The following is a 16,321-nucleotide window of genomic DNA, read 5'->3' on the forward strand; positions in this document are numbered from 1 at the left end:
CTTACCGCTATAACCGCCGGCGGCGGGGCAGGATGGGAGCGACCGACAAGCCACTCCCATTGGAGACGAACCGTGTCCTCACGGCCACCGATTCCCTATGACTTCCTGCCCCAGGTCCCGGCGCTGACCGTCGAGAGCGACGACGTCCGTGACGGCGAGACCCTGTCCGAGACCCAGGTGTTCGACGACTGGGGAGCCAGCGGGCAGAACATCTCCCCGCACCTGCGCTGGTCAGGGGCCCCGGAGGGCACCCGCAGCTACGCGGTGACGTGCTACGACCCCGACGCCCCCACCGGCAGCGGGTTCTGGCACTGGCTGCTGTTCGACATCCCCGCCGAGGTGACCGAGCTGCCCGCCGGAGCGGGCGGCGCCGGCTCCCGTTTCGGCGTGCACGGCCGCAACGACTACAGCATCAACGCCTACGGCGGCGCCGCCCCGCCGCCCGGCTGGCCGCACCGCTATCTCTTCGCCGTCCACGCCCTCGACGTGGAGAAGCTCGATGTGAACGCCGACACCCCACCCGCCGTGGTGGGCTTCAACATCACCGCCCACACCCTGGCCCGCGGATACATCGCCCCCGTGTACGAAACCTGAGACGTACAGGCCGGCCTGTGACCGGTGTGCCTCCGGGGGCAATCCGCTGACATCGTGATTGGCGTTCCGCTATGATTCGAACGTTGTTTCGATTTGAGGAAGCCGTCATGGAGTGGGGGCGCGCGATGCGAGAGCTGTCGACGGCGATCGACCACCTGGCCACCGAGGACCCGTCCGAGATTCCCCGTCTTCAACTGGTCGAGCAGCTCATCGAGCTGCACTGGCAGATGGCCAGGCTTCAGGCCCAGATCGCCCGCCGCACCTCCGTGCGAGGACCTGGCCTCTGAGCAGACAGAAGAGACCGGCCGGTGCGCACCGGCCGGTCTCTTCTGCCGCGAAGTCCCGGCATCACGGCGAATTTCCCATCTCACCATGGCCCCGCGCCTCCGCGTCGCCGTGACCGTCCGCCGTCACGGCGACTCTCCGCCTTGCCGTGATTACTCGGCGGCGATCTTGGTGATGCTCAGGGCGGCGTCAGCGGCGGTGCCCACACCTTCGGTCACGGCCTTGACGCTCTCCGCGCTGGTGTCGCCCACCATCGGCGCGATCTCCTCGACGGAGTCGGAGGAGACAGCCGGGACAGCGGCGGCGTCGACAACCGGCGCGGCAGCGTCGGCAGCCGGGGCGGCGGCCTCGGGAGCCGGCGCCATTTCGGCGGCCGGGACGGCAGCGTCAGCAGCCGGAACAGCAGCGGCCTCGGGAGCCGGCGCGGCAGCGTCGGCAGCCGGGGCAGCGGCCTCGGGAGCCGGCGCCATTTCGGCGGCCGGGACGGCAGCGTCAGCAGCCGGAACAGCAGCGGCCTCGGGAGCCGGCGCGGCAGCGTCAGCAGCCGGGGCAGCGGCCTCGGGAGCCGGCGCGGCAGCGTCGGCAGCCGGGGCGGCGGCCTCGGGAGCCGGCGCCATTTCGGCGGCCGGGACGGCCTCGACCGGGGTCACGGCGTCGGCCTGCGGGACGGCCTGGTCTGCCGTGACGACGACGTCGGCCGTGGAAGGCGCCTCGGTGAGACCCTCGGTCGTCTCGGTGGAGTTCTCCATGGCGTCGACGCTCTGCGTCACCGTGGTGGTCAGGCTGCTGACACCGTCAGCGGGGTCCTGGGGTGCCGCAGGGGCCTCAGGAAGCAGAGCGTCCTGTGCGGGGGCGTCGGCCGCGGGAGCCACAGGGGCGTCAGCCTCAGGAGTCACGGCGGCGTCGACCACGGGAGCCACCGAGGTGTCGGACGTCGGGGCGTCGAGGGCGGGGTCGTCGGCGCGCAGGCTGCTCAGCAGTTGACGGCCGAGCATCGGGTTGGACTGCATGCCCTGGCCGCTCTGCAGGAGCGTCACGTCATAGATGTCGAGGATCCCGCCGCTGAGCTGTCCGATCGGGCCGGCCATGTCGCCGGTCCCACCCTGGGAGTCGAACATGTCGTACGTCTCCGCCTGAGCGGGGGCGGAGACCGCCGCCGCGAGACCGAACGCCGCTACGGCCACGGCCGTCTTGATGACTCGCTTCATGATTGCTCTCCAGCTTGTAGTCGGACCGCTTGATTTCTTGGCACATCAGAAAAAAGCAGACCTGGGACCTTTTTTACCGGCAGGCGCGGTTGAGATGGCTGCACGGAAAGCACCGGCCGGAAACTGCATCGGCATTTGTATCACCGTTCCGAGCGGTGCCCAGGTTGACCAACGGTGATCGAATTAGCGGTGCGGGCCGAGTCTGGAGCCCCAGCAGAGCCGCGCCGGGCGGGTTCTGAGACCGCCCGGCGCAGCAGATAAATCAGGAAATAGTCTTGCGAAGAATGACGATCCAGCGAGCCTTATGCCACAAAGCCGCAGTGGCGGCGAGCACATCTCGGTGATTTTGGAGGCAGGGAACCGGGAAAGAAGCGGGAAAGAGAGTCCACGGATGGCGCCGCCATATTTTCCGGTTGCGAGATGCCCACTTGACCGAACGGATCAGGCGGACAGCCGCTGGGGGACTGTCGCCGCTTCGAAGGGGACGAGCGGTTCGGGGATCTCCTGGGGATCGAAGGGGAAGCGGTCGGCGAACGCCGGCCGCAGATCGGTGAGCCACACGGCCTGGGGGTCGTAGTGGGCGAAGAAGGGCCTGCCGACCAGTTCGGGGTCGCGCGCCTGGATGAGGTGGAGCACGAAGACCTTCTGCCCGGCGATCTCCGCGACGCCGTCCACGCACACCTTGCCGGGGGTGGCCGACATGGAAGGACCCCGCACCGTGCGGCACAGCCCCGAAACGCTCGCGTAGGCGCTCCTGAAGATCTCGTAGGCCCGGGCGAGGGGGACCGCGAAGTAGTCCTGGGGCCCGGTGTCCCGCTCGACGAACATGTAGTAGGGCACCATGCCCATGGTGAGCTGCCTGCGCCACATGGCCGACCAGGTCGCGGGGTCGTCGTTGATGGATCTGATCAGTGGGGCCTGGGTCCGGATCACCGCGCCGGTGGCGAGGATTCCGGCCACGGCGGCCTCGGCGACGGGGGACTCCATCTCCCGCGGGTGGGAGAAGTGCGCCATGAAGGCCAGGTTCTTACCCGCTTCCACCACGGAGGCGAACAGGCGCAGCGTGTCATCGGCGTCGGGGTCGGAGACGAACCGCTGCGGCCAGTAGGCCAGCGACTTGGTGCCGATGCGGATGGATTCGAGCTGCTCCAGTTCGAGCAGCGGCTCCAGGTAGCGGCGGAGCACGGGCTCACTCATGATCATTGGGTCGCCGCCGGTGAACAGCACGCTGGTCACCTGGGGGTGGTTCTCCAGATAACCGACGAGGTTGTCGACGTCGTCGGAGGCGAACTTCAGGTCGGGCTCCCCGATGAACTGGGCCCATCGGAAGCAGTAGGTGCAGTAGGCATGACAGGTCTGCCCCTGCTTGGGGAAGAAGAGCACGGTCTCGGAATATTTGTGCTGCATACCGGGCATCGGCTCCGCGCCGACCCGGGGGACGTTGAGGTCGAGCTGACCGGCGGGGTGCGGGTTGAGCCGCATCCTGATCTCGTGCGCCGCCGCCTGAATCTGCGCGTTCGGAGCACCGGCGCTCAGGAGACCTGCGAGTCTGGTGACGTCCGCCTCGGGCAGCATGTCCGCCTGAGGGAAGACCAGGCGATATATGGGGTCATCGGGTATGACCGACCAGTCGATGAGCTGGTCCACCACGTACGCGTTGGTGCGGAAGGGCAGCACGGTCGCCACCGCTCTGATCCGGAGCCGCTCCTCGTCTCCGAGGCCGCCCCGCCGCAGCAGGTCGTCGAGATGCTTGGCGTTGTAGGCCCGAAACCCGCGCGTAGAGCCTTCCTTCAAGATCACTAAGCCTTTCCTCCGTTTTTTGTCGGTCTTCGTGTAAACCTCTCCAGCCTGTCGCGCGTCTATGGCGCTTATATACCCGGACGTAACCACACCCATGACTGGTTCCACTTCGCAGCAAGTTCCCAGACAAAGTTGATATCGCGATATATCTCGTTTAGCCGTACAATCCAAGCCATGACCCCTGGTGACTCCCCTCTGCGGCCCTCTCCCGCACCGGCACTGCGCGCGTCCGACGCCGACCGCGACCGGGTGGCGTCGGTGCTGGCCGAAGCCCTCGCCACCGGCCGTCTGACCAGCCTCGAACACGCCGACCGGCTGCAGGCGACCTACGACTCCGCGACCGTGGACCAGCTCGCTCCGATCACCGCCGACCTGCCCGACGTCACCGCCACGGGGAGCGGACCCGCCACCGTCCGGCAGGAGGTCAGCGCCGTCTTCAGCAAGGTGATCCGGGGCGGGCGCTGGATCGCCGGACGCCACACCGCGCTGAACGCCACGTTCGGCGCGCTGATCGTCGACCTGTCCGACGCGGTTCTCCCTGGCCGGGAGATCACCCTTGAAGTCAACTCCTACTGCGGCAAGCTGATCGTCAGGGTGCCCGAGAACGCCCATGTGATCGACGAGGTCAGCGCGCTGTTCGCCAAGAGGCACATCTCCGGAGGCCTGGGCGACGAAGGCGGCCCCGTCATCCGGGTCGTCGGCCGGGTCACCTTCGGAAAGGTCATCGTCGCGAGGGAGAGAAGCGACTGGAATCTCCCCGGCAAGCCCTGATCGACCCGGGTGGGCCGCCTGCCGCCACCCCCACCTACGATGCGGACAGACCATCCCGCACGAGGTGACCGCTTGCCTGACACCGATGTTCCCGGCCCCATGCCGGCCTCTCTGCCGATCGCCCTGGACGCGATGGGCGGAGATTACGCCCCCGAGGAGATCGTGGCGGGAGCCGTACAGGCGGTGCGGGAACACGGGATCCCCATCGTCCTCGTCGGTGAGCCCCGCCCCCTCATGGAGGCGCTCTCCCTGCACGACGCGCTCGCCGAGATCCCGATCATCCGGGCCGAGGAGGCCCTGGCCATGGACGAGGGCGCCCTCGCCAGCCTCCGCCGCCCGCGCTCCAGCATCGCCGTCGCCTGTCATCTCGTACGGCGGGGCGACGCCTGCGCCGTGGTCTCCGCCGGATCCACCGCCGGGATCGTCGCCACCGGCAAGCTCCGGCTCCGCAGCCAGAACGGAGTGCTCAGGCCCGCTCTCACTGTCGCCCTGCCAACCCGCCCCACTCCCACCGTCCTGCTGGACGCGGGGGCGAACGCCGAGGTGAAGCCGGAGATGCTGGTGCAGTTCGCACACCTCGGCGCGGCCTACGCGGAGACCGTCCTGGAGATCACGGACCCCGGGATCGGCCTGCTGACCATCGGCAGCGAGCCCGAGAAGGGCAACAAACTCGTCAAGCGGGCCCACGAACTCCTGTCGGCCGCCCCCGGCCTGAGATTCGCCGGCAACATCGAAGGGCACGACCTGCTCACCGGTGCCGTGGACGTCATCGTCACCGACGGCTTCACCGGCAATGTGGCCCTCAAGACCATGGAGGGCAGCGTCCGCTACGCCTTCACCGAACTCCGCGAGACCATCAACGAGAGCCGCGCGGCCCGGCTGGGCGGGCTGCTGCAGAGGAAACGCCTCAGGGAACTCGTCCAGCGGCTGGACCCCGAGGTCCACGGCGGAGCCGTACTGCTCGGGCTGAACGGCACGGTGGTCATCGCCCACGGCTCCTCCCAGGCCAAAGGGGTGAGCGCCGCCTGCGTGCTCGCCGCCAGACTGGCCCGGCAGGGCGTGGTCACCCGCATCGGCGAGCGGCTCGGCGCGGCCCACCGGCCACACCGCCTCTGGTAGCCCGGTCCCCGGCGACCCCCCGCGTAAGGTGAGAGATCCACACGGATCTCGGGGGGACGCGTGGAGCAGCCGGCAGAACGGGGGCTGACCACTGCGGAGGTCGCCGAGCGGATGGCTCGCGGTCAGGTCAACGTGGTGCGGCGCCGATCGAGCAGGTCGCTCACGGCGATCATCCGGGCCAACGTTCTCACCCTGTTCAACGGCGTGATCGTCGCCCTCTGGGTGATGATCATGATCTTCGGGCAGTGGCAGGACGGGCTCTTCGGCCTGGTGGTGGTGGCCAACTCGGCGATCGGCATCGTCCAGGAACTCCGGGCCAAGCACACCCTGGACAACCTCGCCGTCGTCAACGAGGCCCCCGCCAGGGTACGGCGGGACGGGGTGGACACCGGCATCCCGCCCGGGCGGATCGTGCTCGGCGACCTCATCCTGCTCTCCCCGGGCGACCAGCTCCAGGTCGACGGCCAGGTGGCGGACGCCGACGGACTGGAGGTGGACGAGTCCCTGCTCACCGGTGAGGCGGCCCCGGTCGTCAAACAACCCGGCGACCAGATGCTCTCCGGCAGCTTCGCCGTGGCCGGGAACGGCTCCTATGTCGTGACCAGGGTGGGCGGCGACGCCTACGCGGCCAGGCTCGCGGAGGAGGCCAGCGCGTTCAACCTGTCCCACTCCGAGCTGCGCGACGGCATCACACGGTTCATCGCCTACATCACCTGGATGATCATCCCGATCGGCGCGCTGCTCGTCTGGAGCCAGATCAACAGGGCCGGCGATTTCGGCCAGGCCGTCACCGGCGCGGTGGCGGGGATCGTCACCATGATCCCCGAGGGCCTCGTCCTGATGACCAGCATCGCCTTCGCCGTCGGCGTCATCCGGCTGGGCCGGCGCCACTGCCTGGTCCAGGAGCTACCCGCCATCGAAGTGCTGGCCCGGGTGGACGTCCTCTGCCTGGATAAGACCGGCACGCTCACCGCGGGCGGCATGAGCCTCGACGAGGTACGCCCGCTCCGCGACGACCTCCCCGTCCACGACGCCCTCGGCGCGCTGGCCCACCTGAACCCCGATCCCGACCCCACTGTCCGGGCCATCCGGACCGCATATCCGAAGGCCCCCGGCTGGACCCCCGGTACCAAGGTGCCCTTCTCCTCGGCCCGCAAATGGAGCGGTGCCGATTTCACCGGACAGGGCGCCTGGATTCTCGGCGCCGCGGACGTCCTGCTCACCCCGGGCACCCCGGAGTACGTCGAAGCCGAGGAACGGGCCGCCGCCGGCCTGCGCGTGCTCGCACTGGGCCGGGTCACGTCCCTGCGGGACCCCGGCGACCTCGGCTCCGTCGAGGCCGCCGGGATCGTCGTGCTCAGGCAACAGCTCCGCCCCGAAGCCGCCGAGACCCTCCGCTACTTCACCCGGCAGGGCGTCACCATAAAGATCATCTCCGGCGACAACCCCGGGTCGGTCTCGGCCATCGCCCACTCCCTCGGAGTCCCCGGCGCGGAGAACGCGGTGGACGCCCGCACCCTGCCGGAGAACGACCCCGGGAAACTGGCGGAGATCCTGGAGACCGCCACCGTCTTCGGCCGGGTCACCCCGCACCAGAAGCGATCGTTCGTCGGCGCCCTCCAGGCGCGGGGCCACACGGTCGCGATGACCGGGGACGGCGTCAACGACGTGCTCGCGCTCAAGGACGCCGACCTCGGCGTGGCGATGGGATCGGGCAGCGGCGCCGCCCGGGCGGTCGCCCAGATCGTCCTGATGGACAATGACTTCGCCGGCCTGCCCGCCGTGGTGGCGGAGGGCCGCCGGGTGCTGGCCAACATCGAGCGCGTCTCCCGGCTCTTCCTCACCAAGACCTTCTACGCGATCGTCCTGTCCCTGCTCACCGGGGTCATCGGACTCGTGTTCCCCTTCGCCCCCCGGCACTCCACCCTGATCAACGCGCTGACGATCGGCATCCCCGCGTTCTTCCTGGCGCTCGCACCGAGCGACGAGCGGGCCAAGCCCGGATTCGTGCCGCGCGTGCTCCGGCTGGCCGTCCCCGCCGGAGTCGTCTGCGCGGCCGCCGTCTACCTGTCGTACTGGGCGGCACAGACCGGTCCCTCCACCCTGGAGGAGAACCGCACCTCAGCGGTGATCACGCTCTTCATCGCCACGTGGTGGCTGCTGGTCCTGATCGCCCGGCCGTACGTCTGGTGGCGCGTCGCGCTGGTGGCCGCCATGGCCGCGCTGTTCGCGCTGGCCCTCGCCATCCCGTTCAGCCGGGACTTCTTCGCGCTCGCCCTCGGCGACCTGAGCGACGACCTCGTGGCGGTAGGGCTCGGCGCCGTCGCCGCGGTCGCGCTGACGGTTGTCTTCACGATCGTGCGATCGCGCGACAAATCGCCGGGTCAGGAGCGGTCAACCGATACCCTTGGGTCATGACCGACCCGCAGCTCGCACTGACCGAGCGCGTCCAGCAGGCGCTGGCCGCCGCCTTCGGTGCGGAGTACTCCGACGCAGACCCGCTGATCCGTCCCTCGCAGTTCGCCGACTACCAGGCGAACGTGGCGATGAGCCTGAGCAAGCGACTGCGACGGGCCCCGCGGGAGGTCGCCCAGGAGATCGCCGCCCACCTCACCGGCGAGACGGCGGGCGCACAGGGCGAGCTGTTCCCCGGCACGGTCGAGGTCAGCGGCCCGGGCTTTCTGAACCTGACGCTCTCCGACGAGTGGATCGCCACCCAGGCGGCCGAGATCCTGGCCGACCCGCGCAGCGGCGTCGCGCCGGCCGGCTCGCCGCAGACCATCGTGATCGACTACTCCGCGCCCAACGCGGCCAAGGAGATGCACGTCGGCCATCTGCGCACGACCATCGTCGGCGACGCCCTGGTCCGGGTCCACGAGCACCTCGGCAACAAGGTCATCCGGCAGAACCACCTGGGCGACTGGGGCACCCCGTTCGGCATGCTCATCGAGCACCTGCTGGACATCGGTGAGAAGGCCGCCGTGGCCCAGCTCGAAGCCGGCGAGGGCAACGCCTACTACCAGGCCGCCCGGGCGAAGTTCGACGGCGACCCGGAGTTCAACGCGCGCGCCCGCGCACGGGTGGTGACGCTCCAGGCAGAAGAGCCGGAGACCATGCGTCTGTGGCACATCTTCATGGACGCCACGGTCCGCTACTTCAACAAGGTCTACACCCAGCTCAACATGAGGCTGACCGACGACGACATCGCCGGCGAGAGCATGTACAACCACATGCTCGCCCAGGTCTGCGACGAGCTGCAGGAACGCGGAATCGCCGTCATCAGCGACGGGGCGCTCTGTGTCTTCCCACCCGGCTACACCGGCCGCGAGGGCCAGCCGCTCCCCTTCATGATCCGCAAGAGCGACGGCGGGTACGGCTACGCCACCACCGACATGGCAACCATCCGCTACCGGGTCCAGGACCTGAAAGCCGACCGGATCCTCTATGTCATCGGGGCGACCCAGGCCCTGCACATGTCGATGCTGTTCGACTCCGCCAGGATGGCCGGCTGGCTGCCCGACCACGTCAGCGCCGAGCATGTCCAGATCGGCAGCGTGCTGGGCAGCGACGGCAAGATGTTCAAGACCCGGAGCGGCAAGTCGATCAAGCTGCTGGATCTCCTCGACGAGGCCGAGTCCCGGGCCGCCGCCGTGCTCGCGGAACGCGCCTACGACGAAGCCACGCGCACGGAGATCGCCCACGCCGTCGGCATGGGCGCGGTCAAGTACGCCGACCTGTCCGTCAGCCACGACAGCGAATACGTCTTCGACTTCGACCGCATGCTCGCCCTGACCGGCAACACCGGCCCCTACCTTCAGTACGCCACGGCCCGGATCCGCTCGGTCTTCCGTAAGGGTGGGATCGACCCCGCCGAGGCGACCGGCCCGATCGTGCTCGGTCACCCGGCCGAGCGCGCGCTTGCCCTGCAGCTCCTCGGGTTCGCCCGGGCCGTGCAGGAGATGGCGGAGTGGTCGATGCCGCACAAGCTCGCCAACTACCTCTTCGAGACCGCGAGCGCCTTCACCACGTTCTACGAGAACTGTCCTGTTCTGAAGGACGACGTCGACCCGGCCACGCGCGCCTCCCGGCTCGCCCTGTGCGCGCTCACCCTGCGCGTGCTGGAGACCGGCCTGGACCTGCTCGGCGTCCCGGTTCCCGAGCGCATGTGAGCTATCTGCCGGATGATCGTCCCGATTCACCAAATCAGGGTGATCATCCGGCAAAGTTAGGTTCGGCGCGCCTCCCGGCGGGCATGACCGAAGCGCATTACGCTGGCGCGGTCATCGGTCACAACTTCGGAGAGTTCTCTGCCTTGAGCACCGACCTGACCGCGAGCCAGCACATCGGGACGGAGTTGCACCGCTACGCCGAGGCACTCCTGGCCAGCCTGGCCGCCGACACGGCCCCTTCCATGACGCCTCCGGATCTCTCGGACGTGACCGACTACTGGCTGGCTCCGGCAGTCGAAGCCCTCGAACTGATCATGCGCGGCGAAGACGCGCTCGGCCCCCTCGGCCGTGCCGCCCAACTCGACGAGCAGCGGACCGCCCTCTTCCTCTGCCTGGCTCTGGCGGTCTCGGGCCAGGGTGAGGCGATCCATGCCTCATGGCTGGGCATCGCCTTCGGTGAGCTGTCCGCGGACCGTCCGGTGACCCACGGGCAACGAGCGCTCTGGCTCGCCGCCGCCAGAGGAGCGTACGGCCCCGCAGGGAAGATCTTCGTGCTCCGCAAGCTCGACTCGGTGCCCATGCAGGCGGAGGCCGCACCCGAGCGGTGGCTGAGCGCGCTGATCCCGCACGAGCCGGCGATAGTGATCCCGCCCTCCCTGGTCGACTTCCCCGAGCTCGCCGAGCTTCCCGAACTGGCCGAGCCCGTCCAGGCGGCCGATCAACTGTCCCGTCTGCTCGGCCGCTGCGTCGAGATCACCTCGGTGCGGGAGGGGACGGGCGGAAAGCCGGTCAACCGTGCGGGCAGGCCGGCCACCGTGTGGATCGAAGGTGAGCCGCTGACGGTGCTCCGCCGCCTGATCGGTTCCGGCGGCCCCGAAGGCCCCATGAACGCGCTTACCGGCCACCTGCTCACCGACCTGCAGCCGGGCTCCGATCCGCACCTCGCCGCCATCGCCCTGCACATGGCGGCGCCGACCGTGCGGGCCGCCGCGGAGAACCTCGCACGGGCCACGGAGGTCGACCCGCCGGAGTCCGTCACCATGCCGCTGCTCGGGCACCGGGTGGTGCTCCGTCCCGAAGGCCCGGAGCCCGAGTCCCTGGCCGCCGCCCAGAAGCACATCACCACCGAGGGCGTGCCCGTCCGCGGCCGTCCCTGGCTCGCCTACGCGCTGTTCGTCCTCGGTGCGGTGACCCTGGTGGCCGCGCTCGTCACCCCGATGACGTTGCCGCTCGCGGCGCTCGCACTGGCCCTGGCGGCAGCGGGAGGCCACCGGCTCTGGCAGCGGCGCAGGGACGAACGGGCAGATGTCGAATACGTCACCGCGCAGTTGGCCGAGCTCCGTGAACTGGCCGATGGCGCCGTGTGGGCGCTGCACGAATACGCCCGCGAAAGCGAGAAGCGCGCCCAGACCGCGGCTTCCGATCTGGCCGAACTGATCCGGCTGCTACGCAGAGGCCCCCGCGCCAGATAGCCGGGGCCGGTGGGCCTGTGGGGCCCTGGGGGACGAAAAGAGCGTTCCAAGCGCTGCCGGATCAACCGTTCGTGATCTCCACGTCGGCGGGGGCCAGCAGGAAGACCTTCTCCGCGATGCGCTCGATGCGGCCCTCACAGCCGTAGGCCAGGCCCGCGGCGAAGTCGACCATCCGCGTGGCCTCAGCGGTGCTCATGACGTTGACGTCCATGATGACGGTCTGGCCATCGCGGAAATGCCGCCCGATGATCGGAGCGTCGTTGTACTTCCTCGGCGTCAGCATCACGATCCGCGACGGCTCGCTCATCGAACGCCAGCGCTTGGCCGCACGCTCCGAAGCCGGCTGCCAGTCCTCGTCCTCGCCTTCGACTCCGTCCTCGTACTCATAGGACTCGTCGTAATCCTCTGCTCCGCCCAGGCCAAGGTAGGTCGCCACCTTGCGCACTGCCCCCATCGGCTCGTCCTTTCCTCAGGACCACGCCGCAGCCGGCTTGTCCTCCACCTTGGACGGTAACCGACGAATTGAGGTTCGCCGCGCGACACGCCCAACGCTTATTCCCACTTTGTACGGCTAGCGCACCGGTTTGCCTGGCGTCCTCCCATACCCACTTTCAGCTGGTTATTCGCAATGTGTAAAATTACGCCATGCGTATCTATACAGTCGATTCATTTACCGATCAGTTTTCCAAGGGTAACCCTGCAGGGGTCTGCATACTCGACAATCCGGCTACGGAGGCTTGGATGCAGTCGGTCGCAGCGGAGATGAAGCACTCCGAGACGGCCTTCCTACTGGAGGGGGAAGACGGCGGACCGTATTCGCTCCGTTGGTTCACGCCGGCGGTCGAGGTGGCCCTGTGCGGGCACGCGACCTTGGCCGCGGCGCACGTGCTCTATTCCACAGGATCGGCTCCGGAAACCCTTGAATTCTCAACCAAGAGCGGGATCCTCTCCGCGACCAGGGACGGAGCGGGTCTGATCACCATGAACTTCCCGGCCAAGCCCCTCGAAGAGGTGGGCCCACCGGACGGCCTGACAGAGGCCCTCGGGGTCAGACCGCTCTGGGTCGGCAAGAACGTATGGGACTACCTCGTGGAGGTCGAGTCCGAGGAGGCCGTGCTCGGCCTCTCCCCTGACTTCCTCTCCCTGGAGAAGGTGGACGCGCGAGGGGTGATCGTGACAGCCCGGGCGTCACGCCCGGGTGTCGACTATGTCTCGCGGTTCTTCGCCCCCAAGGTGGGCGTTCCAGAGGACCCGGTGACCGGATCCGCCCACTGCGCCCTGGCGCCTTACTGGACGGGCAAGCTCGGCTCGGACACCCTCGTCGGTGCCCAACTCTCCCATCGAGGCGGCGTGGTGCACACGACCGTGCGAGACGACCGTGTCGAGCTGGCCGGACACGCGGTGACCGTGCTCTCCGGTGAACTTCACGTCTGAGGCTCCGCAGGTGAGGCCCTGAGTATCGCTGAGGGTCCGGAGGGAAGCAGCCCAGAGGAGAAGATCTCCGGGAAAAGGATCAGAGGAAAAGAGCCAGGGAAACAGAAAAGGCCACCCCGAAGGATGGCCTTTCCCAAAAGATTGCCCGGCGGCGACCTACTCTCCCACACCGTCCCCGGTGCAGTACCATCGGCGCTGAAGAGCTTAACTTCCGGGTTCGGAATGTAACCGGGTGTTTCCCCTTCGCCATAACCGCCGTAACACTATGAAACTATCAAACACACAACGGTGCCTGCTGTTTCAGAATCACACAGTGGACGCGAGCAAAAAGCTTTATGGTCAAGTCCTCGGCCTATTAGTACCGGTCAGCTCCACACGTTACCATGCTTCCACCTCCGGCCTATCAACCCAATCGTCTATTGGGAGCCTTACCCACTCTCATGGTGGGAGACCTCATCTCAAGGCGAGCTTCCCGCTTAGATGCTTTCAGCGGTTATCCCTTCCGAACGTAGCCAACCAGCCGTGCTCCTGGCGGAACAACTGGCACACCAGAGGTTCGTCCGTCCCGGTCCTCTCGTACTAGGGACAGCTCCTTTCAAGTCTCCTGCGCGCGCAGCGGATAGGGACCGAACTGTCTCGCGACGTTCTAAACCCAGCTCGCGTACCGCTTTAATGGGCGAACAGCCCAACCCTTGGGACCTACTCCAGCCCCAGGATGCGACGAGCCGACATCGAGGTGCCAAACCATCCCGTCGATATGGACTCTTGGGGAAGATCAGCCTGTTATCCCCGGGGTACCTTTTAGCCGTTGAGCGACGGCGCTTCCACAAGCCACCGCCGGATCACTAGTCCCAGCTTTCGCTCCTGCTCGACCCGTCGGTCTCACAGTCAAGCTCCCTTGTGCACTTACACTCGACACCTGATTGCCAACCAGGCTGAGGGAACCTTTGGGCGCCTCCGTTACTCTTTAGGAGGCAACCGCCCCAGTTAAACTACCCACCAGACACTGTCCCTGATCCGGATCACGGACCGAAGTTAGACGTTCAAAACGACCAGAGTGGTATTTCACCAATGACTCCACCACCACTAGCGTAGCGGCTTCACCGTCTCCCACCTATCCTACACAAGACGTTCCAAACGCCAATGTCAAGCTATAGTGAAGGTCCCGGGGTCTTTCCGTCCTGCTGCGCGTAACGAGCATCTTTACTCGTAGTGCAATTTCGCCGGGTCTGCGGTTGAGACAGCGGGGAAGTCGTTACGCCATTCGTGCAGGTCGGAACTTACCCGACAAGGAATTTCGCTACCTTAGGATGGTTATAGTTACCACCGCCGTTTACTGGCGCTTAAGTTCTCAGCTTCGCCACCCCGAAAGACAGCTAACCGGTCCCCTTAACGTTCCAGCACCGGGCAGGCGTCAGTCCGTATACATCGTCTTACGACTTCGCACGGACCTGTGTTTTTAGTAAACAGTCGCTTCCCCCTGGCCTCTGCGACCCCCACCAGCTCCGAGTGCAAGACTCATCACCAGCGAAGGCCCCCCTTCTCCCGAAGTTACGGGGGCAATTTGCCGAGTTCCTTAACCACAGTTCACCCGATCGCCTTGGTATTCTCTACCTGACCACCTGAGTCGGTTTCGGGTACGGGCCGCCACGACACTCACTAGAGGCTTTTCTCGGCAGCATAGGATCACCCACTTCGCCACAATCGGCTCGGCATCACATCTCAGGATACACAAGAGGCGGATTTACCTACCTCTCTCCCTACATGCTTACCCCAGGACTACCATCGCCTGGGCTGGGCTACCTTCCTGCGTCACCCCATCGCTTACCTACTACCAGATCAGGCCAGGCGTTCAGCCTCACCCACACCCCGAAGGGCGTCAGGGACTTAAGGACCCCTAGTATCACTGGATTCAGTATTGGCGCATCGCAGCGGGTACGGGAATATCAACCCGTTGTCCATCGACTACGCCTGTCGGCCTCGCCTTAGGTCCCGACTTACCCTGGGCGGATTAGCCTGGCCCAGGAACCCTTGGTCATCCGGCGCAGAAGTTTCTCACTTCTGATTCGCTACTCATGCCTGCATTCTCACTCGCACAGCCTCCACAACTAGATCACTCTGCTGCTTCGCCGGCTGCACGACGCTCCCCTACCCATCCACACACCTAGACAGACAAGCTGCCAAGCTAACATGTGAATGCCACGACTTCGGCGGTGTACTTGAGCCCCGCTACATTGTCGGCGCGGAATCACTTGACCAGTGAGCTATTACGCACTCTTTCAAGGATGGCTGCTTCTAAGCCAACCTCCTGGTTGTCACTGCGACTCCACATCCTTTCCCACTTAGCACACGCTTAGGGGCCTTAGTCGGTGGTCTGGGCTGTTTCCCTCTCGACTACGGAGCTTATCCCCCGCAGTCTCACTGCTGCGCTCTCACTTACCGGCATTCGGAGTTTGGCTGACGTCAGTAACCTTGTCGGGCCCATTAGCCATCCAGTGCTCTACCTCCGGCAAGAAACACGCAACGCTGCACCTAAATGCATTTCGGGGAGAACCAGCTATCACGGAGTTTGATTGGCCTTTCACCCCTAAACACAGGTCATCCCCCAGGTTTTCAACCCTGGTGGGTTCGGTCCTCCACGCGGTCTTACCCGCGCTTCAACCTGCCCATGCCTAGATCACTCCGCTTCGGGTCTACAGCATGCGACTCAAACGCCCTATTCAGACTCGCTTTCGCTACGGCTACCCCACACGGGTTAACCTCGCCACACACCATAACTCGCAGGCTCATTCTTCAAAAGGCACGCAGTCACATCACAGACGTCCGAAAACGTCTACGCTCCTACGGCTTGTAGGCACACGGTTTCAGGTACTATTTCACGACCCCTCACCGGGGCGCTTTTCACCTTTCCCTCACGGTACTTGTTCACTATCGGTCATCAGGGAGTATTTAGGCTTACCAGGTGGTCCTGGCAGATTCACACAGGATTTCTCGGGCCCCGTGCTACTTGGGATCCCCTCAAACAGTCGACAAGATTTCGCCTACCCGGCTCTCACGGTCTACGGCGCAACTTCCCAGAAGCTTCGACTATCCCATCGATTTCTCACTGTCTGGAGAAACGGCAGCTCCTCCCAGAGGGTCCCACAACCCCGCACACGCAACGCCTGCCGGCTATCACACGCATACGGTTTAGCCTGATCCGCTTTCGCTCACCACTACTCACGGAATCACTAAATTGTTTTCTCTTCCTACGGGTACTGAGATGTTTCACTTCCCCGCGTTACCACCAACCGCCCTATACATTCAGGCGGAGGCAACACCACATGACTGGTGCTAGGTTTCCCCATTCGGACATCCCCGGATCAAAGTCAGGTTGGCGACTCCCCGGGGCTTAACGCAGCCTCCCACGTCCTTCATCGGCTCCTGATGCCAAGGCATCCACCGTGTGCCCTAAAAAACTTGGCCACAA

General features: G+C 66.2%; 11 protein-coding genes and 2 rRNA genes. 8 read left to right on the plus strand and 5 right to left on the minus strand.

The features are described 5' to 3' along the window. The first annotated feature begins 72 nt into the window (after positions 1 to 72). The gene (locus FHR32_RS11540; RefSeq protein ID WP_312882265.1) at positions 73 to 594 is read left to right on the plus strand and encodes a YbhB/YbcL family Raf kinase inhibitor-like protein; all 522 of its coding nucleotides are present in this window, start codon (positions 73 to 75) and stop codon (positions 592 to 594) included. A 107-nt stretch (positions 595 to 701) separates the two neighbouring features. Beyond that, positions 702 to 881: a hypothetical protein gene (locus tag FHR32_RS11545; RefSeq protein ID WP_184754313.1), complete on the plus strand. Its 180-nt coding sequence runs from the start codon at positions 702 to 704 to the stop codon at positions 879 to 881. A 150-nt stretch (positions 882 to 1,031) separates the two neighbouring features. On the opposite strand, the gene FHR32_RS11550 is transcribed toward FHR32_RS11545, so the two are convergent. Both FHR32_RS11550 and FHR32_RS11555 read right to left on the minus strand, forming a co-directional pair. Then, on the minus strand, positions 1,032 to 2,087 hold the full coding sequence (locus FHR32_RS11550) for a hypothetical protein (protein WP_184754314.1): 1,056 nt from the start codon (positions 2,085 to 2,087) through the stop codon (positions 1,032 to 1,034). Positions 2,088 to 2,528: 441 nt separating this feature from the next. Beyond that, positions 2,529 to 3,887, minus strand: a complete 1,359-nt coding sequence (locus FHR32_RS11555; RefSeq protein WP_184754315.1) for a KamA family radical SAM protein — start codon at positions 3,885 to 3,887, stop codon at positions 2,529 to 2,531. A gap of 174 nt (positions 3,888 to 4,061) precedes the next feature. Between FHR32_RS11555 and FHR32_RS11560 the strand changes: the two genes are divergently transcribed. The 5 genes from FHR32_RS11560 to FHR32_RS11580 all read left to right on the plus strand — a co-directional run bounded on the left by FHR32_RS11560 (position 4,062) and on the right by FHR32_RS11580 (position 11,418). Further along, positions 4,062 to 4,658 (plus strand): DUF1707 SHOCT-like domain-containing protein, encoded by a 597-nt coding sequence (locus FHR32_RS11560; RefSeq protein WP_184754316.1) that lies wholly within the window; start codon positions 4,062 to 4,064, stop codon positions 4,656 to 4,658. Between the two features lie 99 nt (positions 4,659 to 4,757). Next, the gene (gene plsX / locus FHR32_RS11565) at positions 4,758 to 5,777 is read left to right on the plus strand and encodes a phosphate acyltransferase PlsX (RefSeq protein ID WP_184756484.1); all 1,020 of its coding nucleotides are present in this window, start codon (positions 4,758 to 4,760) and stop codon (positions 5,775 to 5,777) included. A 60-nt stretch (positions 5,778 to 5,837) separates the two neighbouring features. After that, positions 5,838 to 8,195 (plus strand): HAD-IC family P-type ATPase, encoded by a 2,358-nt coding sequence (locus FHR32_RS11570; RefSeq protein WP_312882266.1) that lies wholly within the window; start codon positions 5,838 to 5,840, stop codon positions 8,193 to 8,195. Continuing rightward, positions 8,192 to 9,946: an arginine--tRNA ligase gene (gene argS, locus FHR32_RS11575; protein ID WP_184754317.1), complete on the plus strand. Its 1,755-nt coding sequence runs from the start codon at positions 8,192 to 8,194 to the stop codon at positions 9,944 to 9,946. Before FHR32_RS11570 ends, argS begins: the two co-directional genes overlap by 4 nt. 143 nt (positions 9,947 to 10,089) lie before the next feature. Further along, the gene (locus FHR32_RS11580; RefSeq protein WP_246466105.1) at positions 10,090 to 11,418 is read left to right on the plus strand and encodes a hypothetical protein; all 1,329 of its coding nucleotides are present in this window, start codon (positions 10,090 to 10,092) and stop codon (positions 11,416 to 11,418) included. Between the two features lie 61 nt (positions 11,419 to 11,479). Here FHR32_RS11580 and FHR32_RS11585 read toward each other — a convergent pair whose 3' ends face one another. Beyond that, a complete protein-coding gene (locus FHR32_RS11585) occupies positions 11,480 to 11,872 on the minus strand; it encodes a cell division protein SepF (protein ID WP_184754319.1) in 393 nt (130 codons plus the stop codon). Positions 11,873 to 12,063: 191 nt separating this feature from the next. Between FHR32_RS11585 and FHR32_RS11590 the strand changes: the two genes are divergently transcribed. After that, entirely contained in the window at positions 12,064 to 12,852 is a 789-nt protein-coding gene (locus FHR32_RS11590; RefSeq protein WP_184754320.1) for a PhzF family protein, read from the plus strand. 143 nt (positions 12,853 to 12,995) lie between these two features. On the opposite strand, the gene rrf is transcribed toward FHR32_RS11590, so the two are convergent. Further along, positions 12,996 to 13,112: ribosomal RNA gene (rrf, locus tag FHR32_RS11595) — 5S ribosomal RNA — on the minus strand. 75 nt (positions 13,113 to 13,187) lie between these two features. After that, positions 13,188 to 16,317: ribosomal RNA gene (locus tag FHR32_RS11600) — 23S ribosomal RNA — on the minus strand. Positions 16,318 to 16,321 lie beyond the last annotated feature (4 nt).

This window comes from Streptosporangium album, assembly GCF_014203795.1.
Classification (GTDB): Bacteria; Actinomycetota; Actinomycetes; order Streptosporangiales; family Streptosporangiaceae; genus Streptosporangium; species Streptosporangium album.

Excerpts from the sequence above, each read along its gene's own strand:
- FHR32_RS11545 (WP_184754313.1), top strand. The coding sequence starts at position 702 with ATGGAGTGGGGGCGCGCGATGCGAGAGCTGTCGACGGCGATCGACCAC.
- FHR32_RS11550 (WP_184754314.1), bottom strand. The coding sequence starts at position 2,087 with ATGAAGCGAGTCATCAAGACGGCCGTGGCCGTAGCGGCGTTCGGTCTC.
- FHR32_RS11560 (WP_184754316.1), top strand. The coding sequence starts at position 4,062 with ATGACCCCTGGTGACTCCCCTCTGCGGCCCTCTCCCGCACCGGCACTG.
- FHR32_RS11585 (WP_184754319.1), bottom strand. The coding sequence starts at position 11,872 with ATGGGGGCAGTGCGCAAGGTGGCGACCTACCTTGGCCTGGGCGGAGCA.
- argS (WP_184754317.1), top strand. The coding sequence starts at position 8,192 with ATGACCGACCCGCAGCTCGCACTGACCGAGCGCGTCCAGCAGGCGCTG.
- plsX (WP_184756484.1), top strand. The coding sequence starts at position 4,758 with ATGCCGGCCTCTCTGCCGATCGCCCTGGACGCGATGGGCGGAGATTAC.
- FHR32_RS11590 (WP_184754320.1), top strand. The coding sequence starts at position 12,064 with ATGCGTATCTATACAGTCGATTCATTTACCGATCAGTTTTCCAAGGGT.